The organism is Streptomyces sp. NPDC005281, assembly GCF_040607495.1.
In the GTDB taxonomy this organism is placed as follows: Bacteria; Actinomycetota; Actinomycetes; order Streptomycetales; family Streptomycetaceae; genus Streptomyces.
Window position 1 is genome coordinate 70,762 of record NZ_JBEXGX010000004.1, and the last position, 21,590, is coordinate 92,351.

The following is a 21,590-nucleotide window of genomic DNA, read 5'->3' on the forward strand; positions in this document are numbered from 1 at the left end:
ACTGGACTGCGGTCCGCTTCGGTGGTAGACCTTAAGCGGACTTCGGTCCGTTTTATTGCGGCAGTGTTTCAGCGCTTTCACCCCCCAGGAGATATCCATGTCCGTACGCATCCTCGCGCTCGTCGGCAGCCTGCGCGCCGGTTCCCACAACCGTCAGCTCGCCGAGGCGGCCGTGAAGCTCGCCCCGGAGGGTGCCGAGGTCGAGCTCTTCGAGGGCCTGGCCGAGATCCCCTTCTACAACGAGGACATCGACGTCGAGGGCGACGTGCCCGCAGCCGCCGCCCGGCTGCGTGCCGCGGCCGGCTCGGCCGACGCCTTCCTGCTCTTCTCGCCGGAGTACAACGGCACCATCCCCGCGGTCCTCAAGAACGCCATCGACTGGCTGTCGCGTCCCTACGGCGCGGGCGCCTTCACCGGCAAGCCGGTCGTCGTGGCCGGCACCGCGTACGGCCAGTTCGGCGGCGTCTGGGCGCAGGACGAGGCCCGCAAGGCCGTGGGCATCGCCGGCGGCACCGTGCTGGAGGACATCAAGCTCTCCGTCCCCGGCTCCGTGGTCCGCTTCGCCGAGACGCACCCCGTCGACGACGCCGAGGTCGCGGCGCAGCTCTCCGAGGTCCTGAACCGACTGCACAGCCACGTCGAGGCCCCGGCCGCCGCCTGACAACTCCCTTGTGGGCCGGTCCGGTTGTCCCGGACCGGCCTTCGGCATGTCGTGAGTCGGTCACCGTACGTCCCAAGATCGCCACGACCCTGGCGGAGCCCCGGCCTCCGCGACAGGATGCCGCCATGAAGAGCGATCTCTTTTCCAGTGACCACATGGTGCAGCCGGCCGTCGCGGCGGGCATGACCGTCCAGAACGCCAAGTCCATCAAGTACGCAGTCCAGGGCGAGATGTTCGCGCGTCAGGGCGCGATGGTCGCCTACCGGGGCAGCCTTCAGTTCGAGCGCAAGGGCCAGGGCGTGGGAGGCATGCTCAAGCGGGCGGTCACCGGTGAGGGACTTCCGCTGATGACCGTCCGCGGGCAGGGCGAGGCCTGGTTCGCGCACGAGGCGCAGAACTGTTTCATCGTGGGCATCGAACCCGGCGACATGTTCACGGTCAACGGCCGCAACGTCCTGTGCTTCGACGCCTCGCTGTCGTACGAGATCAAGACCGTCAAGGGCGCGGGCATCACCGGCGGCGGTCTGTTCAACAGCGTCTTCACCGGTCAGGGCAGCCTGGGGCTGATATGCGAGGGCAACCCGCTCGTCATCCCCGTCTCCCAGCAACAGCCGGTGTTCGTCGACACGGACGCGGTCGTCGGCTGGACGGCGCAGCTGCGCACCTCACTGCACCGCTCGCAGTCGATCGGCTCGATGATCCGAGGGGGTTCGGGCGAGGCGGTACAGCTGAAGCTGGAGGGCGAGGGCTGTGTCGTCGTGCGCCCCAGTGAGGCGACGCCGCAGAAGACGCAGCAGCACTGATCCGGACAGCGCCGCAGGGGCCCCGCCGAACCGGCGGGGCCCCTCTTGTCCGCGCGCCGGATCCGTCCGTCAGCGGCCGGCGGCCGGGGTGTTGGCGACCGTGACGTTGACGGCGGCCCAGGCCGCGTCCACGGCCTTGTACTCGGCGCTGTTCGCGCCGTACATGTCGGTGGCGGCCTTCAGCGTGGCCTTGCGGGCGTCGTGGAAGTCGGTCGTGGAGACCATGTACCGGGTGAGCGCCCGGTAGAAGACGGCGGTGGCCTTGGTGCGGCCGATCCCGGTCACCCGGGAACCGTCGTAGGTCGGCGAGTCGTACGTCACGCCGTTGATCGTCTTGCGGCCGCTGCCCTCGGCGAGCAGGTAGAACGCGTGCGAGGAGACGCCGGAGCCGGCGTGCACCTCGGTGTCGTAGGCGGCTGGCGACCAGTAGTCGATCGTCTCCTCGAGCACGTCGAGGGACGGGTGGTCGAGGCGGCGCAGGAACTTCTGGGCGAGGCCGAGCTTCTCCCCCACCAGGTAGTTCGGCGGGTTCTTCGGGTTGTTCGCCGCGAACTCGACGTTCGAGCCGAAGATGTCGGCCAGCGACTCGTTGAGGGCGCCCGGCTCGCCGTACTGGTTCCCGTCGTTGTCCACGCGGGTGGGTTCGAGGGCGGCGGTCGCGTCGACGACTCCATGGGTCAGCTCGTGGCCCGTGACGTCCAGGACGACCAGCGGCTTCTTGAACAGATCGCCGTCACCGTCGCCGTACAGCATGCAGCCGCAGGTCGAGTCCCAGAAGGCGTTGCCGACCTTGCTGCCGAAGTGGACCATTCCGCGGGCACCGGCGCTGTTGTTCTTGATGCCCTTGCGGCCGAAGGTCTTCTTGTAGAAGTCCAGGGTCTGGGTGATGCCGTACTGGGCGTCGACCGCGGCGGTGGTCCGGGCCGAAGTGGTGCCGGTCCCCCACTTGTTGTCGCCGTCGGTGAACTTCTTGCCCCGCGCGAAGGACTCCAGCTCCTGGCCCTTGGCGTCCCGGGTCTCGGTGTTCCACCGGGTCGGGTCCTTGAGCAGGTAGCTGGTCCGCGCGGTCCGGGTGGTGGTCAGCGCCACCTTGCCGGCGAAGAGGGAGGACCCGCTGCCGGTGGCGGTGGCCGGGTAGTGGCCCGCGGCGGCGGCGCCGGTGAGGCCGGGCAGCCCGGCGGCGCCGGCCGCGGCCGTACCGGTCTGCGGGGTCGCACTCTCGCCGCGCTCGCGCAGCGTGGCCGCCAGGGACGGCGATATGAACTCGTCCGAGTTCGGGGTGTTGCTGCGGATCCGGCCGGTACGGGCGTCCACGACGACCGTGCTCGACCCGCCGGCCTCGGTGGTGTCGCTGTCCGTGACGAGCACCTGGTAGGCGAGGGCGGCGGCGCCGTCGCGGGCGTCCACGACGAGCTGTGCGGTGCCCGCGTCACCCTTCGCCACGGCCTCGGCCTTCCGCTCCGCCTGCTCGGGCGTCAGCTGCGCCTCTACGGTGGACGGCTTCACCACGTGGTCGGCGGCCCGGGTCACCCCCAGGTACTCGCCCCGCCTGCCGAGGTGGACGACCATGTCGCCGCCGAGGACCGGAAGGCCCTGGTGGGTGCGGACGAAGCGGACGTGCCGCTTTCCGTCCGGGTCCGTCATCACGTCCTTGGCCTGGAGGGTGTCCCCGGGGGTGACACCGGTGGCCGAGGCGTGCGCGAACGCCGCCGCCCTGGCAGCGGCCACCGGCGACGGGGCCGCGGCCGCCACGCGGGCGGGCCCGTCGGGTGCGGACGCGAAGGCGGGACCGGGGAGCGTGGCGGCCGTGGTCACGGCGACGGCGATCGCCACGCGGCGTATGTGGGGTCTACGCACTGAGATCCTTTGCACAGGGACGGCCGGGATCACCAACCGCCTTACGGCGCGGCGCCGTTGGACGCCACGGGAGCTGTCGGGCCCCGAAACGCCACCCTCACCGATTGCCCATGTACATGTAAAGAAGAAAGATCCCTTTTCTTGCACTTCAGGACGTTTCTTTACAAATATTTGCTTCTCGGTGATCGATGAGTGGCCAACAGTGCACCGACCGGACAGATGTGAGGAGGAATGAGGCGGTTGCCTGGCGAGTCCGATCAACGCGCGCATGTGACCGATGTCGCACCTCCCCGCACACGGAGGCCTCAGATGGTGCGGTCGGCGAGCGCGGACAGCACCGTGTGGAGTTCCGCCGCGGGCCCGGGGGCGAGGGCCGCCCCCGCCAGAAGCGTGTCCGCCGCGGCCAGATGCCGGCGCGCCTCGCGCACGGCCGCCGCCCGGCCCCCGGCCCGCTCGACGAGAGCCGTGGCACGGCGGACGCCGGCGGCGTCCAAGGAGTGGGAGAGCGCGAGGAGTTCGTCGAGTTCGCCGTACCCGGCCCCGCCGAGCGCCGCGAGCACCGGCAGGGTCTTCTTGCCCTGCCGCAGGTCGCTGTGGACCGGCTTCCCGGTGACCGCCGGATCGCCCCAGATGCCCAGCACGTCGTCGGCGATCTGGAAGGCGACTCCCAGATGGCGTCCGGCGCGGTCCAGCACGGTCACGGCCCGGTCAGGCGCTCCGGCCAGCCGGGCGCCCAGGGCCAGGGCGCAGCCGAGCAGGGCACCGGTCTTGCGCTCGGCCATCACCTCGTACTCCGCCACCCCGACCGCCTCGGGCCCGGTCCAGGGCCGGTCGGCGAACAGCAGGTCGTCGGCCTGGCCGCGGACCAGGTCACCGAGCGCCGAGGTCAACTGCCTTACGGCGGAACCGGCTTGAGGGGTGGCGGCCACGGTCTCGACGGCCAGCGCGAACAGCGCGTCGCCCGCGAGGACGGCGGGACCGGTGCCGTACGCCTTCCACAGGGCCGGGCGTCCGCGGCGCAGTGCGTCACCGTCCATGATGTCGTCGTGGAGCAGCGAGAAGACATGTACGAGCTCCACCGCCACGGCGCCCGGCACGCCCGCCTCGGCCGGGCCCGAGACGATCTCCGCCCCGAGGACGGCCAGCGCCTGTCGCACCCCTTTGCCCTGGCCGTGGTCGGCGGGGGCGCCGCCGACCTCGCAGTGGCCGAGCGCGTACCCGGCCATCTCGGCCACCCAGGGGTGCAGTGTGCCGATCGCCTCCGACAAGGCGGGGGCGGCCAGTTCACGGCAGCGGCGCAGGACTTGAGCGGCGGACGGCGGCTCGGGCGCCGGGGCCGGAGAAGGCCCGGGAGCCTTCGGGGCGGCGCCGGCCGTGACGGCGGTGAGAGCCGTGGCGGCCGCGGAAACCCTCGCGGTCGCCGGTTTCGCCGTAGCCACCGGACTCGCCGTAGCCGCCGGACTCGTCGCGGCCGCCGGACTCGTCGTGGCCGCCCGACGCTTCGGGGGCGCCGGCGGCGAGGTCGCCGCCGGGACCGCCGAACCGTCCAGGGCCGTCGAGGTCGTCACGCGGCCTCCGTCTCGTCGGTCTCGTCGGCTTTCTCGGCTACGGCCGTCAACCCCAGTTCCGTACGAGCTCGTTCGACCATCCGGCGGGCGTGCCGCAGCCCGATGGACTCCAGCGCGGTGGTCAACTCGTCCAGATCGGCGGCGGTTTCGGTGCCGTCGCGTCCGAGGCGGGCCAGGGACTTGACCAGCCCGAGGCGGGACAGGGCCGTGCCGCGCGGCTCGCTCATCGCCTCGAACTCGGCGAGGGCACCCGCGTACACCTCGCGGGCCTGCTCATAACGCCCCACGCGGTAGAGGACGTTGCCGCGCATCTTGTGGTTGTAGGCGAGCGCGCCGGACAGTTTCATCGCGCGGCAGGAGACCTCGGCCTCGCTCAGCAGCTCCAGCGCGCGGTCCGCGTCCCCGTCGCGCACGGAGACGATGTCCGCGAGGCCCCGCAGCGCCCAGGCGTGGCCGCGCCGGTCCTCGGCACGGGCCGCTATCTCCGCCGCCTCCTCGAACATCGCGTAAGCACGCTCGTACGCCCCGTTGTTGCGGTGAATCTGGGCTATGCCCTCCAGAGCCCATACGGTGTGCCGGGCCTCGCCACGCTTGCGGGCCTCGGCCAGCAACTCCTCGTGCAGGGTCGTCACTGCGGCGTAGTCGCCCTGGATGCGGCCGGTCTCCGCCATGCCGGCCAGCGAGTAGCCGCGCACCACGACGTCCCCCGCCTGTCCGCCCAGTTCGGCGGCCAGCCGCAGCAGCCGCCACGCCAGCGGGAACGCTCCGCGCTGGCGGGCCAGGGTGCCGCCGCTCCACAGCGCCCACGCCATCGCGGCGCCGTCCCCCGCCTCCCGGGCGATGCGGTAACTCGCCTTCCACGCCCGGTCGGCGTCCGCCACCTGTCCGAGCCGGCGGTGCGCCTCGGCAACCGCGAGGCCCGAGCGGGCGGCCTCGGCGCGGGCTCCGGAGCGTTCGGCGGCACGCAGCTGCTCGGTGCCCGCCGCGAGGACGTCGGTCAGCGAGGAGTTCACCGACAGGGTGGTCAGAGCGCCCTGGTACTCCGGGGCGAAGGCTTTGCCGTACATGAGTGCCTTTCCGTCCGCCACCGTTCGTCCGCATACGGAACGGCCGGTGGTGATGCTGTAGTCGACTCCTTGAGGGCGGTGACGTGAGGCGATCAGCTATACACTCAGCGTATACACGGCATGTATACGCAAGGGGTATAGTGCGCCCGGTCTCCATCCGTGAAGGGATGCTTCGTGGAGGACCGCGTGCCACGCGCCCGTTGCCGATCAAGACGACGATCACGTCCGGGAGGTTGCCTGCCCGCCCCGAAGACGTTGTGCGACGGCCCGAACGGGACACAGGTTGGCCGAACCGGAACCTTCCCCGCGGAAAGCGGGCCGGCGTTGCCCACGGCCCCGACGCACCGTCGGCGCCCGCCGCGAGGCACGGGAGGCAGGCGTACGGCCATGTCGTCGCCACGACGGTGGAACCTTCCGCCCGGCACGGCGGGGTCGGCTTCCGGGACACGGGCGCCTACGAAGCCGACTCGGCGCAAGGACTCGGCGAGTGCCCACGGGCCGGCTCGGCACAGGGACTCGGCCGGTGCCTACGAACCGACTCGGCGCCGGGACGCGTCAGGTACCTACGAAGGCGGCTCGGCTCGGGAATCCGTCCGGGCCCCGTCCACGGCCCGCGCCCAACTCCCGTACCACCGCGACACGAACCCGGTGACCGCGGGCAACGCGGCACACGTGACGGACGAAGTACCGGCCGGACAAAGGGTGTTGCAGCCGGACGTCACCGCGAGGTCACTCCACGAGGGCCTGTGTCCCGAGAACGCCCAGGAGGGCGACGCGTTCGGCGTCCTCCGTGCCGGGCTCGGCCGTGTAGACCATGATCCGCAGGTCTCCGCCCGCGACACTGAGCACATCGCAGTCCAGTGCCACGGCACCGATCTGGGGATGGTCGATGATCTTGCGTGACGCCTCGTGGCGGGCGACGGCTCCCGACTCCCACAGCTCCGCGAACCGCACGCTGTTCGCGCACAGTTCGTCGATGAGCTGTCCGAGGCGCCGGTCCGTCGGGTATCTGCTCGCGGTCGAGCGCAGGTCGGCGGCGAGCGTCGCCTCGAAGGCGCGCCGCTCCCGGGGGGTGTGCCGCACGCGGCTGCCGGGGCCGACGAAGTTGCGCCAGACACCGTTGCGTTCGTTGCCGCGCCACCCCGAGGGATCGCCCAGCAGGGCCGCGTACAGCGGGTTGGCCAGCAGCAGGGTCCAGGCCGCGTCGTACACCGCCACCGGCGTCTCGTTCAGCCGGTCGAGCAGCCGGTGGACACCCGGCGTGATGTGGGCCGGGACCATCCCCCGGCCCGGCGGCACCAGTCCGGCCACCTGGAAGAGGTGTCCACGTTCGGCTCCCGACAGCCGCAGGGCCCGGCCCAGGGCCTCGACGACCTGCTCCGAGGGATGGGCCGCCCGGCCCTGTTCGAGGCGGGTGACGTAGTCGACCGAGATACCGGCGAGCAGGGCCAGCTCCTCGCGGCGCAGTCCGGCCGCGCGCCGGTTGCCCCCGCCGGGCAGCCCGACGGCCTCCGGCGTGACCCGGTCACGCCAGCGTCGCACCGTCCGCCCGAACTCCGTGTTCACCATGCCACCCACTGTGCACCCCCGCGGTCGGACCCGCCTGGTACCGGCAGTCCCAGGAAGACCGGACTCCTGGCTGCGGGCGGCGGACCGCCGGACCCTGGGCGCATGACCACAACACTCATCACCGGAGCGAACAAGGGCCTCGGCTTCGAGACCGCCCGCCGGCTCGTCGCGGCGGGCCACACCGTCTACGTGGGCAGCCGCGACCCGGAGCGCGGCCGGCGCGCGGCCGCGGAACTCGGGGCCCGCGCCCTCGTCATCGACGTCACCGACGACGCGTCCGTGGCCGCGGCGGCCAAGGCCGTCGAGGCCGGGGGCGGGCTGGACGTCCTGGTCAACAACGCCGGGATCGAGGGACGCGGCGAGGGGAACAGCGTGATCGGCGCGGCGGAGTCGACCGCCGCAACCATGCGCGAGCTGTTCGAGACGAACGTCTTCGGTGTCGTGCGGGTCCTGCACGCCTTCCTGCCCCTGCTCCAGCGGTCGGCCTCCCCGGTCGTGGTGAACCTCAGCAGCGGCCTGGCCTCGCTGACCCGGATCACCGACCACGCGAGCCCCGCCCACCTCTATCCCGGCGTCGCCTATCCGGCGTCCAAGACCGCCGTCAACACGATCACCGTGCAGTACGCGAAGGCGTTTCCCGGGATCCGGGTCAACGCCGTCGAGCCGGGTTTCACCGCCACCGATCTGAACGGCAACACCGGGACGCAGACCGTGGAGGAGGGCGCCGGGGTCATCGTTCGCATGGCGTCGATCGGCCCGGACGGACCCACCGGCGGCTTCTTCGACGCGGCGGGCCCCGTCCCCTGGTGACCACGGCACCCATCCACCAAAGGGAACACATTTTCGATTACGAGGGTACGCTGGCCTCATGGCCACGCACCTCCAGGGCTCACTCTTCGACCAGACCGACGAGCTCCGTCTCGGCCCCCTCGGCGGGCTCCGGCGCACGACGCTGGGCGACGGAGCCTGGATCGACCTGCTGCCGGGCTGGCTGAGCGGGGCCGACGAGCTCTTCACCCGCCTCGCCGCCGAGGTCCCGTGGCGGGCCGAACGGCGCCAGATGTACGAGCACGTGGTGGACGTACCCCGACTGCTCGCGTACTTCCGCGCGGACGATCCGTTGCCGCACCCGGTCCTGGACGAGGCCCGGGACGCGCTGTCCGCGCACTACGCCGAGGAGCTGGGCGAGGGGTTCACCACGGCCGGGCTCTGCTACTACCGGGACGGCCGTGACAGCGTGGCCTGGCACGGGGACAGGATCGGCCGGGGCGCCCGCGAGGACACGATGGTCGCCATCGTCTCGGTGGGCGCTCCGCGTGATCTCCTGCTGCGGCCGCGGGGCGGCGGGGACACGGTCAGGCGTCCGCTGGGCCACGGCGACCTCATCGTCATGGGCGGCTCCTGCCAGCGCACCTGGGAGCACGCGATCCCCAAGACGGCGCGGGCAGCCGGGCCCCGGATCAGCGTCCAGTTCCGCCCGGCCGGGGTGAACTGACCGGCAGGGCCGCTCCCGCCGGGCCCGGCGGGTTCAGGGCGCGAGCTGGGCCTGCACCGCGGGCGCGTACCGGTCGACGATGTCGTCGACCGAGGTGGCGCGCAGGTGCGAGCCCCGCGCGATCCCGTACATCACGCCGAGGCCGAGGAGCGTGCTCACGGCGAGCTCGGCGCGCAGCCCCGCGTCACGGCCGCTCAGCCGCCCGGCGAGCCGGTCGCTGACCTGGGCGCGGAAGTTGGCCCGCAGTATCTCGCCCTGCTCCCCCTGGAGCGGCGCGAAGACGATCCGCAGGACCGGGTCGGCGCCGCGCCGGGTCTGGCCTTCGAGGAGATGGCGGACCATGTGCCGGCCGAGCTCCTCCAGCGGGGCGTCCAGCAGCGCGTCGGCGTCGGACTCGAAGGACATGACGCGGGCGAACAGCGCGTCCTTGTTGCCGAAGTACTTCAGGATCAGCGGCGCGCTCACCCCGGCCCGGTCGGCGACCGCCTTGAGGGTGATGTCCGCGTGCGCGTGCCGGGCCAGCAGATAACGGGCCGCGCGCAGGATCTCCGCCTTGCTCGCCTCGGCGTCGCGACGGGGGGCGGGCGCCGCTTCCGCCGGCCGGTGCGGGGCGGACGCTGTCCCGGAATCCCGGTGCGGGGCGGACGCTGTCTCGGAAGCCCTGTGCGGGGCGGACGCGGCCTGCGGATCCCCGTGCGGTGGAGCGGCGGCGGGCGGCTGCTCACCGGGCACCGGGACGGCCGAGGACGCCGTAAGACCGGAGTGCGGGGTGGTCACGGTGCTCAAGCTCCTTCGAGGGCCTCGTCGCGGGGTGCGCCGGTGGGGCGGCCGGTTCGCGGGGTCTCGCGGAAGGCGGGGTCGGTGGGTATCGACAGTGCGGCGGCACAGGCCACCAATGCGACGGTACCCGCCATGACGAAGGCCAGCAGATATCCGTGCAGGGTGGGTACCGGGGCGCCCGCGACGAGGCTCGTGTGGTGCACGAGCACGGCGGCCACGGCGGCACTGCACACGGCCTGCCCGATGGTGCGCATCAGGACGTTGACGCCGTTGGCCGAGGCGGTCTGCCCCGCGGGAACGGCGCGCAGGATCAGGGTGGGCAGGGCGGAGTACGCGAAGGTCGTGCCGATCGAGCAGACCGTGGCGCCGAGGATGATCGCCCACAGGTCGCGGCTGTCGGCGATCCGCAGGACGTACCCGGAGGCGATGATCGCCGTACCGAGGGCCAGCGTCACCCGGGCACCACGGGCCGCCGATATGCGCGCCGAGACCGGCGAGAGCAGCAGCATGGTGACCCCGCCGGGCAGCAGACACAGACCGGTCGCCACGATGGACAGGCCGAGCCCGTAGCCGGTGGCCGTGGGCGCCTGCACCAACTGCGCGGTGACCAGCGAGTTGCCGTAGAACGAGAACCCGGTCAGCAGCGCGGCGATGTGCGGCAGGGCGACGCGCGGACGGGCGGCGAGCCTCAGGTCGACGAGGGGCCGCTCGGCGCTCAGCTGCTGGCGCCACCACAGCGTGAGGATCGCGGCGCAGGCGGCGAACAGGCCGAGGATCCTGGGACTGGCCCAGCCCCAGGTGCCGCCCTCGGACACGGCGAGCAGCAGACACACCAGTCCGGCGGCCAGGCCCAGCGCGCCCAGCGTGTCGAAGCGGCCCGGCTCCCGTACGGGCGATTCGCGCACCGCCCACCAGGCCAGTGCCGTCCCGATGACCCCGAGCGCGGTCGTCGCCCAGAACATGACGTGCCAGTTGGCGTACTGCACCACGAGAGCGGCGAGCGGAAGGCCGAGGGCGGCGCCGATGCCCACCGTGGAGCTCATCAGCGCGACGGCGGAACCCGTGCGCTCCGGCGGGAGCTCGTCGCGCAGGATGCTGATCGACAGCGGGACCACGGCGGCGGCCGCGCCCTGGAGCGCCCTCGCCACGATGAGGATGCCGATGTCGGAGGTGAGCGCGCACATCAGCGAGCCGACCGTCATCATCCCGAGGGCCATGAGCAGCACGCGCCGCTTGCCGTACATGTCTCCCGCGCGGCCGAGGACCGGGGTCAGCACCGCACCGGCGAGGAGGGTCGCCGTCACCATCCAGGAGACCGTGCCCGGCGAGGCGCCGGTCAGGCGGGGCAGATCGGGCAGCAACGGGACGACCACCGTCTGCATGACGGCCATGAGGATCCCGCCGAACGCCAGGACAGGGATCGCGAGCCGCTCGCGCAGGGCCGCCATCGGCACTCCAGAAGTAGACGTGAAAAATGGGTGAATGACAATTCACCTTAGCGGTGAATTGCCATTCACCCGAAGAGGGGTCCACTTCTCGCACCGCCCGGCACGAGCACTTCTCACACCGCCCGACACGCCCCTTTTCGCGCGCACCGGCCGACGCACGGCCCGCTCCCGGCACACCGGCCGACACCGCCCGCAGCCCACGCACCGGCTGACACGGCCCACTTCTCGCACAGCGGCCTACACGACCCACAACTCACGCACCGGCCGGCGCGATCCGCTTCTCGCGCGGCGGCCGGTACCGCTACCGGTGGGCGCGAGCCTGTACGCCGCGGGCGACCTTGGGGCCGAGCCAGCGCTTGAGGCGGCGCAGCGCCTCCAGCCGCCCGGCGGCGCGGTCGATCCGGTAGTACAGCTGCGGCGGGACGTACGGCAGCAGGGGCGAGTGGCGCTGCCCGAGCAGGGCGAACATCTGCGCCGGCGGCAGCCCGATGTAGCGGGGCAGGTTCTCGTACCACTGGGCGCTGTGGCGGGCCGCGCTCTGCACCGGCAGGAGCTCGGCCCTGCGCTCCCGCCCGTAGCGGCTGAGGGCGGTTTCGAGGTCCGCGTCCTCGCGCAGGGCTCGCGCGAGGGAGATGGCGTCCTCCAGGGCGAGGGTGGTGCCGGCGCCGATCGAGTAGTGCGTGGTGTGGGCGGCGTCGCCGAGCAGGACGAGGTTGCCCCGGTGCCACGTCCGGTTGGTCAGGGTGCGGAAGGTGAGCCACTGGGCGGCGCCGTCGGGCTGTGCCCGGCCGATGAGCCCGTGACCGCTCAGCAGGTCGGCGAAGAGCTTCTCCAGCAGGGCGAGACCGTCGCCCTCCGCGGCGGTGTCGAGCCCGAGGCCGGTCCAGGTCCGCGGGGAGCACTCGATCACCAAAGTGCTCCGGTCGTCGCCGAACCGGTAGGCGTAGCACCAGATCCAGCCGTGGTCCGTCTCCACGAAGGAGAAGGTGAACGAGTCGAAGACCTTGGTCGTGCCGAGCCAGATGTAGTGGTTGCGCCCGTGGCTGATCTCGCTCCCGAAGTGGTCGGCGTGGCGCTCGCGCAGGACGCTGTTGACCCCGTCCCCGGCGACGACGAGGTCGGCGTCGGGCAGCCGGTCGGCCGTGATCTCGCTCTCGTACTCGACGCGGACCCCGAGGGCCCGCGCCCGTCCGGCGAGCAGGTCGAGCATCCTGCGGCGGCCGATGCCGAATCCGTCGTCCCCGGGGGCGACGGTCGTGCGGGTGCCGACATGGGCGACGCCGTCGCTCCAGCTCACGGAGTTCTCGCTGACGGCGAGGGCGGACGCCGGGTCGCCCTCGCGCAGTTTGTCGAGCAGACCCGCCCAGTAGGTCACGCCCCAGCCGTACGTCGATCCGGCCGGGTTCCTCTCATGGACGGTGATGTCGTGGGACGGGTCCTGGAGCTTCATCAGGATCGAGAAGTACAGGCTTGCGGGTCCGCCACCGACGCACGCGATCTTCACGCGCACTCCCCTGTGTTGCGCAATGCGGTCAATTGACCACGAAGAGTAGCAGGGGGTGCCATGCCCGCGTTCACGCCAGATCGCGGGCGTGAGCCGCGCCACGAACCGGCGGCGGCGACCGCAAGATCATCGACGCGAGGCCGCCCGGCCGGAGGATTTCCGTCCGCGAGTATGCCGCGAGCACCTTCCACAACAAGATCATCTTTGTTCAACTCTGCACGACATATACGCGATTGTCCTGATCACAGCCAACCGACATCCAGCGATTTCTCCCGCTGTTTGACGACCCGATAGGCATATCAGGTCATCAACACAGCTGATCACAGGAGGTCTCCGCATGCCGGAGCTCACTCGTCGCCGCGCTCTCGGCGCCGCGGCCGCACTCGCCGCGGGCGCAGGTGCCGCGACCCTCGCCGCGTCCGCCGCGTCCGCGGCCCCCGACGGGCCGGCCGCCTCGGGGCGGTCCATGGCCGGGCACCACCACGGCGGCCCGGAACCCTTCGACGAGGTCTTCGAGGGGCGTCGCATCGAAGGCCGCCAGGTCACCGGGGGCGGCCACCATCACGGGGGCGGATTCGCCGTGTTCATCGACGGGGCCGAGCTGCACGTGATGAGCAACGCCGACGGCAGCTGGATCAGCGTCGTCAGCCACTACGCCCCGGTGCCCACCCCGCGCGACGCGGCCCGCGACGCCGTCGTGGAACTCCAGGGGGCGCCGCTCGTGCCTCTCGCCGCCAACTGAACCACCCAGCAAGCAGATCGTGGAGTCCCGCACATGACCGTACGCAAGAACCAGGCGAGCCTGACCGCCGACGAGAAGCGGCGATTCGTCGACGCGCTGTTGCAGCTCAAGCGCAGCGGCAAGTACGACGCCTTCGTCACCACGCACAACGCGTTCATCCTCGGCGACACCGACAACGGCGAGCGGACGGGCCACCGTTCACCGTCGTTCCTGCCCTGGCACCGCAGATTCCTTCTCGAGTTCGAGCGTGCCCTCCAGGCCGTCGACCCCTCGGTGGCGCTGCCCTACTGGGACTGGAGCACCGACCGCACCGCGCGGGCGTCCCTGTGGGGGCCCGATTTCCTCGGCGGCACCGGGCGCAGTCTGGACGGCCGGGTGATGGACGGGCCGTTCGCCGCCTCCTCGGGCAACTGGCCGGTCAACGTCCGCGTCGACAGCCGCACTTACCTGCGCAGGTCGCTGGGCAGCGGGGTCAGGGAGCTGCCGACCCGCGCCGAGGTGGAGTCCGTGCTCGCCATGGCGACGTACGACATGGCGCCCTGGAACAGCGGCTCGGACGGCTTCCGCAATCACCTCGAAGGCTGGCGGGGCGTCAACCTGCACAACCGGGTGCACGTCTGGGTGGGCGGCCAGATGGCCACCGGCGTCTCCCCCAACGATCCGGTGTTCTGGCTCCACCACGCCTTCATAGACCGGCTGTGGGCCCAGTGGCAGCGGCGTCACCCCGGGTCCGGCTATGTGCCGCTCGCGGACACCCCGGACGTCGTCGACCTCGGCGAGACGATGAAGCCGTGGAACGACACCCGGCCGGCCGATCTGCTCGACCACACCGCGTTCTACACGTTCGACACCGTCTGAGTCCCCCACCCCGGCGCCGTCCGGTCCCGGCCGCGCCCGTGGCCGCCGGGCCCGGCGGGAGTCAGGATCCGCCCTGTGCCTCGGTCCGGCACTCCGGGTGGCCCCAGCCCTGGGCGTTCTTGGCGATGGGCTCGCCCGCGGCATAGGAACGCCCGCACACACAACGGCCGTTGAACTTGGCCTTGATGGTGCGGCTCGACGCGCCCGGGCGGGACGTCCTGGTCGCGGGGCGGCGGGCGGCACCCGAGGACACCGGGGTGTCGGGGGAGGCGGGAGGCTGCGGGGACCCGAGGTCGCTGCCGGCGGGCTGCTGCGCCACCGCGGCCTGGCTCGCGGCGCGGTCGGCGAAGTCGTTCAGCCGGTCGCCGTCGACCTGGTGGGCGGGGACGTAGCGGAACTCGACCGTGCGGCCGGTGAGGAGTTCGTCGATCCGGGCGACGAGTTCCTGGTTGGCGACGGGCTTGCCCGCTGCCGTCTTCCAGCCCTTGCGCTTCCAGCCGGGCAGCCAGGTGGTGACGGCCTTCATCGCGTACTGGGAGTCCATCCGGATCTCCAGCGGGACATCGGCGGCGACAGCCGTCAACAGGCGTTCCAGCGCTGTCAGTTCGGCGACGTTGTTCGTCGCCGTGCCCAGGGGGCCGGCCTCCCAGCGGGTGGGGGCCTCGTCCCCGTCGGCGACGACCCAGGCCCATCCGGCGGGTCCCGGGTTTCCCTTCGAAGCCCCGTCACAGGCGGCAACAACGCGTTCAGGCATGACCCCGATCATGCCACGCCCCGGCGAGGGCGCCGCGCACGGGGGCGACGGGCCCCTCGGCCCGATCAGGGCCGGGTGGGGCCTCCGCGCGGCGCCCGGGGCCGCCGCCCACCCTGCCGGTCAGCGGCGGGGTGGGCGGCGTCGGACGAGCGTCAGGACACGTCCGCCAGCCCCGGCATCTCGCCCTGGGTCGTCTTCATGTCGATGACGGAGAACGACGCGCCCTGCGGGTCGCTCAGCGCGGCGAACCGGCCGAACGGGCTGTCCATCGGCCCGAAGCGCAGGACCGCGCCCAGCGCCGTCGCCCTGGCCACCGCCTCGTCGCAGTTCTCGACACCGAAGTAGACGTTGACGTACGACGGCACCTCGGGAGGGAACTCGTCCGTCATCCTCATCCGGCCGAGAACCGGGTTCCCGCCGATGTTGAAGATGCGGAAGTCGACGGCGTCGTCCTGCACCTGCTGGGCCGTGAAGGGGAAGACGGCCGGGAAGAACGCGTCGGACTTGTCCGGCTCGCGGGTGAAGACCTCCGCCCAGGCGTACGCGCCGGGCTCACCGATCGACTCGAAGCCCTCGTGGACGCCCGCCTGCCAGACGCCGAAGACCGCCCCGCCGGGGTCCCGGGCGAGCGCCATCGTGCCGAAGTCCCCGACCTTCATCGGCTCCATCAGCACCTCGCCGCCCTGGCTCTTGATCTTCGCGGCGGTCGCGGACGCGTCGGGCGAGGCGAAGTACAGACACCAGGCGGACTGGCCCTCCTGTCCCGGCATCGGCGGCACGACGGCGGCCACCGCCTTGCCGCCGGAGAAGGCCTGCGTGTAGTTCCCGTACTCCGAGGAGGCCTCGCCGAACGTCCAGCCGAGGACATCCCCGTAGAAACTCTTGGCCCCTTCGACATCGCTGAACATCGCGTCCGCCCAGCAGGGCGTTCCTTCAGGCTGTACGGCCATGACCAGACCTTCTCCTGTTCGGTGAACGGTTGCGCTGCTCACGCTAGCCAGCCTTCGCGCGGGCCGCGCGCCGAAGCACCGGCCCGGCGCGGCATCCGGAGGCGGGGCGCCCCGACGGGGCGGCGGTGCCGGTGAACGTCCGACCGCCGCGAGGCTGAGCATGCGGGGCGGCCACCCCCGTGCGTGGATGGAGTCAGGGGTGTGATGCGGTGGAGGTGTGATGGCGGCCCGCGGCGGTGACGAGACGGTGGGTGCGGGGGCGCCGTCGGACGCCCTGGAGGACGCCGTCGAGTCGATCGGCACGACCCTCGACGAGCGGATGACCTGCGAAGAGCTCGTGGCGTTCGTCTGCCGCCGCCTCTGCGACACCGCCGCCGTGGACCTGCTGCCCACGGACGTCGCGGCGGGCCGCCGCTCCCCGCGCCCCGAGTTCGCCCGCGCGGCCGCGGCAGGCCGTACCCGGCTGCTCACCCCGCCGGACGGCCCGCGCCCCCTGTCCGTCCGGGCGCTCGACGAGGGCCGTCCGATCGCCGCCTCGATCGACCTGTCCGCCCGGACACCCCGGCAGGTCATGGCCGTACCGCTGCTCGCGCACGGACGCCGGTACGGGGTCCTGCTCGCCGTGCGGCAGGGAGCGCCGTTCACCGGCACCGACCTGGCGGTCGCGCACCACGCGGCGCGCCTCGCCGCCGTGCATCTCGGGCACTCCCGACGGCACGAGTCCCTCCGCGGCACGGTCCTGGACCTCCAGCGGGCGCTGCTCGCCGCCCCGGGCCGGCCGCATCCGAACCTCGACCTCGCCACCCGCTATCTGCCCGCGGGCGGCAGTTCCCTGGTGGGCGGGGACTGGTTCGAGACCGTACGGCTGCACTTCGGGCGGACGCTGCTGGTCGTCGGCGACGTGATGGGCCACGGCCTGGACGCCGCGGTCGACATGAACGCGTACCGCTCGATGCTGCGCTACGTCGCCTCCACGGACCTTCCGCCCCACCGGGTGTTGCGCCGTCTGGACACGGCGGTCGCCGAGGACGGCACCCGGCGCCCGGCCACCTGTCTGCTCGTGCGCGTCGACCCGGCGCGCGGCACCGCGGTGATCGCCGGTGCCGGGCATCTGCCCCCGGTGGTGTTCGCCGGTGACGGCACCGGCGAACTGCTGCCGCTGCCGGTGGGGCCGCCGCTCGGCACAGGTATCGGCGGCTACCAGCAGGTGGTCCGCAGGCTCTCCCCCGACGACACCCTGGTGATGTTCACCGACGGCCTCGTCGAACGCCGCGACGAGGACATCGACGAGTCGCTCGCACGGCTGGCCGCCCTGCGGATCCCGCCGGGCGCCGGGGTCGACGACCTGCTCGACGAGGTGCTCGCCAAGCTCGACGCCCACCACGCGGAGGACGACGTCGCGGTGCTGGCGGCCCGGATCCGGCGGCGCGACCAGCCGGCCTGAGACACCCGGGCCCGAAGCGCGCGGGCCGAAGGGCGCGGCCTCATGCGCGCGGGCCGAAGGGGGCGGGCCGAAGCGCGCGGCCACCCCGGACGCGGGGCGCCGACGGGCTACTTTCCCGCGTACGCCCTCTCCAGAGCCGCCATGTCCAGCTTCGTCATCCCGTACATCGCCTGGGCCGTGCGGCCGGCCTTCTCCGGGTCGGGATCGCCGAGCAGGTCGATGAGCCCGTCGGGGACGATCTGCCAGGACAGTCCGTACTTGTCCTTCAGCCAGCCGCAGGGACCCGGCTCGCCGCCGTCCTCGAGGAACTTGTTCCAGTAGTGGTCCACCTCCTCCTGGCCGTAGCAGTGGACCTGGAACGAGATCGCCTCGTCGAACGTGAACTGCGGGCCTCCGTTGACCGCCACGAACTTCTGGCCGTTGGCCACGAACTCGACGGCCACCACGGAACCGGCGGTCCCCGGCCCCGCCTCGGTGTAGCGGCCCACCCGGCCGAGCCGGGAATGCTTGAAGACGGAGACGTAGTAGTGGGCGGCCTCCTCGGCCTGGCCGTCGAACCACAGACATGTGGTGAAACCGTCGGCGGGCATGATTACCTCCTCGGGCAAAAAAACGTCGTCACCTCTGTCGACCGATCCTCGTCCGAAAACTCATCGGCCGCGCGCGGACGGCCGGCCTCCCACCGGGAAAACCGCTGCCGGACGCCCCGCGAGCGGGGATAGCATCCGCCGGATGATCTCCACCGGCTCCCCCAGCATCCATCCGTTCCGTGTCGACTTCCCGCAGAGCGACCTGGACGACCTGCACCACCGCCTCGACGCCACCCGCTGGCCCGACGAACTGCCCGGTGTGGGCTGGGCCTACGGCGTCCCGAAGGACTACCTCCGGGATCTCGTACGCCACTGGCGGCACACCTACGACTGGCGCGCGGCCGAGGAACGGCTGAACGCCTGGCCGCAGTTCGTCACCGAGATCGACGGAGCGCGGCTGCACTTCGCCCACATCCGCTCACCGGAACCCGGGGCGACCCCACTGATCATGACGCACGGCTGGCCCGGGTCCATCGTCGAATTCACCGATGTGGTCGGGCCGTTGACCGATCCGCGCGCGCACGGCGGGGATCCGGCCGACGCCTTTCACCTGGTCGTTCCGAGCATCCCGGGCTTCGGGCTCTCGGGACCGACACGTGACACCGGCTGGGAGTTCACCCGGGTGGCCGCCGCCTTCGCCGAGCTGATGGAGCGCCTCGGGTACGAGCGGTACGGCGCGCAGGGCGGGGACTGGGGCGGGGCGATCTCGCGCGAGCTCGGGCGGGCGCACCCCGACCGGGTGACCGGCGTCCACCTCAACCTGCTGCCGGGTTCGTCCGCCGTCACCGAGCCGACCGCCGAGGAACTGGCCGCGCTGAGCCCCTCCGAGCGCGAGCGCACCCTCGACTCCTGGCGAAGGGGCCAGGAATGGAACCGCGAGGAAGCGGGATACGCGGCACTCCAGTCCACCCGGCCGCAGACGCTCGCGTACGCCCTCACGGACTCGCCGGTCGGCCAACTCGCCTGGATCGCGGAGAAGTTCCGCCAGTGGACGGATGCGCGAGACCGTCCCGAGGACGCCGTCGACCGGGATCTGCTGCTGACCAACGTGATGCTGTACTGGCTGACCGGCACGGCCGGTTCGTCCGCGCGGATCTACTACGAGCGTGCCCACGCCGCCTATTGGGGCGCGCCGCCCGAGCCGTCGGCCGCCCCGACCGCGCTCGCCGTCTTCCCCGCGGAGAACTTCGTCGCGCTGCGCCATCTCGCGGAACGCGCCGACACCATCGTCCGCTGGACCGAGTTCGACCGGGGCGGTCACTTCGCCGCGCTGGAACAGCCGGCTCCGCTGGTCGGGGACATCCGGGCGTTCTTCCGTCAGCTCCGCGCGACCGTCTGAGGAAGGGCACCGGCCCTCCGCCGGTCCGCCCCGCCGTCACCGTGGGGCGCCGGGGCGCGGCGCGGGCTTCGCGGCTCTGCCGACGGCGAATCTGCCACGGGCCGAGAAATCCCGTCCGGCGCCGCCGCCGGACCGAGAGTGGAGTCAGCGGCGACGCCCGCCGCGTCACGACCAGGAGGAACCATGACTCCCCTCATCACCGGCCGGTATCCGGCCCGCTCACCACGGGCCGAGGAGGGCGACACCCCCGCGACCCGCTACGACGACCATCTGGCAGCGCAGTTGCTCGCCCAGCGGATCGTCTTCCTCGGAACCCAGGTCGACGAGGTCTCCGCGAACCGGGTGTGCGCCCAACTGCTCCTGCTGTCCGCCGAGGACGCGCGCACGGACATCAGCCTGTACATCAACAGTCCGGGCGGATCGGTGACCGCGGGCCTCGCCATCTACGACACCATGCGGCTGATCCCCAACGACGTCTCCACCCTCGCGATGGGATTCGCCGCGAGCATGGGCCAGTTCCTGCTCAGCGTGGGCACGCGCGGAAAGCGCTTCGCCCTGCCGAACGCGCGGATCATGATGCACCAGCCGTCCGCGGGCATCGGCGGGACCACCGCCGACATCGAGATCCAGGCGCAGAACCACGAGTTCACCAAGCGGGCCATCGAACGGATCACCGCGGAACACACCGGCCAGAGCGAGGAGGCGATCTCCAGGGACGGCGACCGCGACCGCTGGTTCACGGCCGAACAGGCCAAGGAGTACGGCATGGTGGACCGGGTCGTGGAGTCGCTCGACGATGTCCGCCCGGCCGCGTCACGGCGACGGACGGGACTCTGACATGGGTACGTACACGATCCCGAACGTCGTCGAGCGGACCCCGCAGGGCGAGCGGTCGTACGACGTCTTCAGCCGGCTGCTCTCCGAGCGGATCATCTTCCTCGGCACGGAGATCGACGACGGCGTCGCCAACGTCGTGATCGCGCAGCTCCTCCATCTGGAGTCGTCGAGTCCGGAGAGCGAGATCGCGATCTACATCAACTCGCCCGGGGGATCGTTCACTTCGCTGATGGCCATCTACGACACGATGACCTTCGTGCAGGCGCCGATCTCCACGTTCTGCGTCGGGCAGGCCGCCTCGACCGCCGCGGTGCTGCTGGCCGGGGGCGATCCCGGGCGGCGGTTCGCGCTGGAGCACGCGCGCGTGCTGCTCGGCCAGCCGGCCAGCGGCGGCCGTCAGGGCACGGTGTCGGACCTCAGCCTCCAGGCCAAGGAGATGCTGCGGATCCGCTCGCAGGTCGAGGAGGTCCTGTCGCGGCACACCCACCACGACGTCGCCACGCTGCGCGCGGACATGGACCGCGACAAGATCTTCACCGCGCGGGAGGCGGTGGAGTACGGGCTGGCGGACGAGATCCTGAGCCGCCGGCTCGCCGTGGTCTGACGCCGGCCCGCCGGGAGGCGGGGCCGACATCAGACGGACGGCCCGCCCCGAGGCGGCCGGCGCCGCGTGGGCGGGCCGGTGTCAGGTGGGCGGGCGGGCCGGTGCCGGGCAGGACCGTCGGTATCGGGCTGGCGGGCCGGTGTGCAGGCCGGTGTCAGGCGGCGAGGCACATGCCGTCGAACCGTGTGGCCGAGGAGGGGACCGACGCGGAGCGGCTCCGGAGGGACTCGGCCCGGGTGTGCCGGATCAGTTCCCGCTGGGCCAGCGACAGCAGTTCGCCCAGACCCAGACCGAGGGCGCGCGCGGCTGCCGCGAGGACCTCGGACGAGGCCTCCTTCCGGCCGCGCTCCACCTCGGAGAGGTAGGGCATGGAGATCCGGGCCGCCTCGGCCACGTCCTTGAGCGTACGTTCCTGGGCCAGCCGCTCACTCCGCAGGACGTCACCGACCAGATCGCGCAACAGGGGCTCCCGGCCCGTGGGAGCGGGGGGCGCCGCTCCCCGGTGCGGAGCGAGGACGGGCGGGCGCGGCGCCCGGTCCTGGGCATCGTCCGCCGCCGGCGTGCGCGGAGGCTTCGCCGACGGGCGCAGGGGAATGACGCGGGCTTCGTTCGTCACGTGGTCGCTCACCCCTTCAGCCTAGGAGCGTGGGGCCGTACCGGAAGGGACCGGCGTTCCGCTCTCGGTGAAGCGGCCGGACGCGGAGAGCCGCCGCCCGCGCC

At 72.1% G+C, this 21,590-nt stretch carries 21 protein-coding genes; 10 read left to right on the forward strand and 11 right to left on the reverse strand.

Annotated features, from left to right (window positions below):
* Positions 1-97: 97 nt before the first annotated feature.
* Positions 98-661 carry an NAD(P)H-dependent oxidoreductase gene (locus ABZV42_RS07440; protein ID WP_355980011.1) on the forward strand — a complete coding sequence of 188 codons (564 nt, stop codon included), beginning with the start codon at positions 98-100 and terminating at the stop codon, positions 659-661.
* Between the two features lie 125 nt (positions 662-786).
* Complete coding sequence (locus tag ABZV42_RS07445) at positions 787-1,464, forward strand: AIM24 family protein (protein ID WP_356051171.1); 678 nt, start codon at positions 787-789, stop codon at positions 1,462-1,464.
* 69 nt (positions 1,465-1,533) lie between these two features.
* Here ABZV42_RS07445 and ABZV42_RS07450 read toward each other — a convergent pair whose 3' ends face one another.
* The 4 genes from ABZV42_RS07450 to ABZV42_RS07465 form a co-directional block, all read right to left on the reverse strand.
* Positions 1,534-3,321, reverse strand: a complete 1,788-nt coding sequence (locus ABZV42_RS07450; protein WP_355980016.1) for a M4 family metallopeptidase — start codon at positions 3,319-3,321, stop codon at positions 1,534-1,536.
* 305 nt (positions 3,322-3,626) lie between these two features.
* Positions 3,627-4,622, reverse strand: a complete 996-nt coding sequence (locus ABZV42_RS07455; RefSeq protein ID WP_355980415.1) for a polyprenyl synthetase family protein — start codon at positions 4,620-4,622, stop codon at positions 3,627-3,629.
* A gap of 263 nt (positions 4,623-4,885) precedes the next feature.
* Complete coding sequence (locus tag ABZV42_RS07460; protein ID WP_355980019.1) at positions 4,886-5,956, reverse strand: tetratricopeptide repeat protein; 1,071 nt, start codon at positions 5,954-5,956, stop codon at positions 4,886-4,888.
* Positions 5,957-6,685: 729 nt separating this feature from the next.
* On the reverse strand, positions 6,686-7,525 hold the full coding sequence (locus ABZV42_RS07465) for a helix-turn-helix transcriptional regulator (protein WP_355980021.1): 840 nt from the start codon (positions 7,523-7,525) through the stop codon (positions 6,686-6,688).
* Between the two features lie 102 nt (positions 7,526-7,627).
* Between ABZV42_RS07465 and ABZV42_RS07470 the strand changes: the two genes are divergently transcribed.
* Positions 7,628-8,335 carry an SDR family NAD(P)-dependent oxidoreductase gene (locus ABZV42_RS07470; protein ID WP_355980023.1) on the forward strand — a complete coding sequence of 236 codons (708 nt, stop codon included), beginning with the start codon at positions 7,628-7,630 and terminating at the stop codon, positions 8,333-8,335.
* 58 nt (positions 8,336-8,393) lie between these two features.
* Positions 8,394-9,020, forward strand: a complete 627-nt coding sequence (locus tag ABZV42_RS07475) for an alpha-ketoglutarate-dependent dioxygenase AlkB (RefSeq protein WP_355980026.1) — start codon at positions 8,394-8,396, stop codon at positions 9,018-9,020.
* Positions 9,021-9,053: 33 nt separating this feature from the next.
* Here the strand turns inward: ABZV42_RS07475 and ABZV42_RS07480 are convergent, their stop codons facing one another.
* The 3 genes from ABZV42_RS07480 to ABZV42_RS07490 all read right to left on the reverse strand — a co-directional run bounded on the left by ABZV42_RS07480 (position 9,054) and on the right by ABZV42_RS07490 (position 12,752).
* Positions 9,054-9,566: a TetR family transcriptional regulator gene (locus ABZV42_RS07480; protein ID WP_355980418.1), complete on the reverse strand. Its 513-nt coding sequence runs from the start codon at positions 9,564-9,566 to the stop codon at positions 9,054-9,056.
* Between the two features lie 236 nt (positions 9,567-9,802).
* A complete protein-coding gene (locus ABZV42_RS07485; protein ID WP_355980028.1) occupies positions 9,803-11,248 on the reverse strand; it encodes an MFS transporter in 1,446 nt (481 codons plus the stop codon).
* A gap of 301 nt (positions 11,249-11,549) precedes the next feature.
* The gene (locus tag ABZV42_RS07490; RefSeq protein WP_355980031.1) at positions 11,550-12,752 is read right to left on the reverse strand and encodes an FAD-dependent monooxygenase; all 1,203 of its coding nucleotides are present in this window, start codon (positions 12,750-12,752) and stop codon (positions 11,550-11,552) included.
* A 337-nt stretch (positions 12,753-13,089) separates the two neighbouring features.
* Between ABZV42_RS07490 and ABZV42_RS07495 the strand changes: the two genes are divergently transcribed.
* Both ABZV42_RS07495 and ABZV42_RS07500 read left to right on the forward strand, forming a co-directional pair.
* Complete coding sequence (locus ABZV42_RS07495; protein WP_355980033.1) at positions 13,090-13,494, forward strand: tyrosinase cofactor; 405 nt, start codon at positions 13,090-13,092, stop codon at positions 13,492-13,494.
* 33 nt (positions 13,495-13,527) lie between these two features.
* A complete protein-coding gene (locus ABZV42_RS07500; protein ID WP_355980036.1) occupies positions 13,528-14,352 on the forward strand; it encodes a tyrosinase family protein in 825 nt (274 codons plus the stop codon).
* Between the two features lie 61 nt (positions 14,353-14,413).
* Here the strand turns inward: ABZV42_RS07500 and ABZV42_RS07505 are convergent, their stop codons facing one another.
* Both ABZV42_RS07505 and ABZV42_RS07510 read right to left on the reverse strand, forming a co-directional pair.
* Positions 14,414-15,118 carry a ribonuclease H gene (locus ABZV42_RS07505; protein WP_355980038.1) on the reverse strand — a complete coding sequence of 235 codons (705 nt, stop codon included), beginning with the start codon at positions 15,116-15,118 and terminating at the stop codon, positions 14,414-14,416.
* Positions 15,119-15,258: 140 nt separating this feature from the next.
* The gene (locus ABZV42_RS07510; RefSeq protein ID WP_355980041.1) at positions 15,259-16,056 is read right to left on the reverse strand and encodes a VOC family protein; all 798 of its coding nucleotides are present in this window, start codon (positions 16,054-16,056) and stop codon (positions 15,259-15,261) included.
* Positions 16,057-16,276: 220 nt separating this feature from the next.
* Between ABZV42_RS07510 and ABZV42_RS07515 the strand changes: the two genes are divergently transcribed.
* Positions 16,277-17,500: a GAF domain-containing SpoIIE family protein phosphatase gene (locus tag ABZV42_RS07515; protein WP_355980043.1), complete on the forward strand. Its 1,224-nt coding sequence runs from the start codon at positions 16,277-16,279 to the stop codon at positions 17,498-17,500.
* Positions 17,501-17,607: 107 nt separating this feature from the next.
* On the opposite strand, the gene ABZV42_RS07520 is transcribed toward ABZV42_RS07515, so the two are convergent.
* On the reverse strand, positions 17,608-18,090 hold the full coding sequence (locus ABZV42_RS07520; RefSeq protein ID WP_355980046.1) for a VOC family protein: 483 nt from the start codon (positions 18,088-18,090) through the stop codon (positions 17,608-17,610).
* A 142-nt stretch (positions 18,091-18,232) separates the two neighbouring features.
* Here ABZV42_RS07520 and ABZV42_RS07525 point away from each other — a divergent pair, with 142 nt between their 5' ends.
* The 3 genes from ABZV42_RS07525 (at position 18,233) to ABZV42_RS07535 (ending at position 20,870) form a co-directional block, all read left to right on the forward strand.
* Positions 18,233-19,429, forward strand: coding sequence for an epoxide hydrolase (locus ABZV42_RS07525; RefSeq protein ID WP_355980048.1), 1,197 nt, complete (start codon positions 18,233-18,235; stop codon positions 19,427-19,429).
* 183 nt (positions 19,430-19,612) lie between these two features.
* On the forward strand, positions 19,613-20,266 hold the full coding sequence (locus tag ABZV42_RS07530) for an ATP-dependent Clp protease proteolytic subunit (RefSeq protein ID WP_355980051.1): 654 nt from the start codon (positions 19,613-19,615) through the stop codon (positions 20,264-20,266).
* 1 nt (position 20,267) lies between these two features.
* The gene (locus ABZV42_RS07535) at positions 20,268-20,870 is read left to right on the forward strand and encodes an ATP-dependent Clp protease proteolytic subunit (protein WP_355980054.1); all 603 of its coding nucleotides are present in this window, start codon (positions 20,268-20,270) and stop codon (positions 20,868-20,870) included.
* A 154-nt stretch (positions 20,871-21,024) separates the two neighbouring features.
* Here ABZV42_RS07535 and ABZV42_RS07540 read toward each other — a convergent pair whose 3' ends face one another.
* Entirely contained in the window at positions 21,025-21,498 is a 474-nt protein-coding gene (locus ABZV42_RS07540; RefSeq protein WP_355980057.1) for a helix-turn-helix transcriptional regulator, read from the reverse strand.
* Positions 21,499-21,590: the final 92 nt, after the last annotated feature.

Coding starts and splice junctions, on each gene's coding strand:
- ABZV42_RS07525 (WP_355980048.1), top strand. CDS start 18,233: ATGATCTCCACCGGCTCCCCCAGCATCCATCCGTTCCGTGTCGACTTC.
- ABZV42_RS07485 (WP_355980028.1), bottom strand. CDS start 11,248: ATGGCGGCCCTGCGCGAGCGGCTCGCGATCCCTGTCCTGGCGTTCGGC.
- ABZV42_RS07500 (WP_355980036.1), top strand. CDS start 13,528: ATGACCGTACGCAAGAACCAGGCGAGCCTGACCGCCGACGAGAAGCGG.
- ABZV42_RS07535 (WP_355980054.1), top strand. CDS start 20,268: ATGGGTACGTACACGATCCCGAACGTCGTCGAGCGGACCCCGCAGGGC.
- ABZV42_RS07460 (WP_355980019.1), bottom strand. CDS start 5,956: ATGTACGGCAAAGCCTTCGCCCCGGAGTACCAGGGCGCTCTGACCACC.
- ABZV42_RS07440 (WP_355980011.1), top strand. CDS start 98: ATGTCCGTACGCATCCTCGCGCTCGTCGGCAGCCTGCGCGCCGGTTCC.
- ABZV42_RS07475 (WP_355980026.1), top strand. CDS start 8,394: ATGGCCACGCACCTCCAGGGCTCACTCTTCGACCAGACCGACGAGCTC.
- ABZV42_RS07495 (WP_355980033.1), top strand. CDS start 13,090: ATGCCGGAGCTCACTCGTCGCCGCGCTCTCGGCGCCGCGGCCGCACTC.
- ABZV42_RS07505 (WP_355980038.1), bottom strand. CDS start 15,118: ATGATCGGGGTCATGCCTGAACGCGTTGTTGCCGCCTGTGACGGGGCT.
- ABZV42_RS07530 (WP_355980051.1), top strand. CDS start 19,613: ATGACTCCCCTCATCACCGGCCGGTATCCGGCCCGCTCACCACGGGCC.
- ABZV42_RS07445 (WP_356051171.1), top strand. CDS start 787: ATGAAGAGCGATCTCTTTTCCAGTGACCACATGGTGCAGCCGGCCGTC.
- ABZV42_RS07520 (WP_355980046.1), bottom strand. CDS start 18,090: ATGCCCGCCGACGGTTTCACCACATGTCTGTGGTTCGACGGCCAGGCC.
- ABZV42_RS07465 (WP_355980021.1), bottom strand. CDS start 7,525: ATGGTGAACACGGAGTTCGGGCGGACGGTGCGACGCTGGCGTGACCGG.
- ABZV42_RS07510 (WP_355980041.1), bottom strand. CDS start 16,056: ATGGCCGTACAGCCTGAAGGAACGCCCTGCTGGGCGGACGCGATGTTC.
- ABZV42_RS07470 (WP_355980023.1), top strand. CDS start 7,628: ATGACCACAACACTCATCACCGGAGCGAACAAGGGCCTCGGCTTCGAG.
- ABZV42_RS07515 (WP_355980043.1), top strand. CDS start 16,277: ATGGCGGCCCGCGGCGGTGACGAGACGGTGGGTGCGGGGGCGCCGTCG.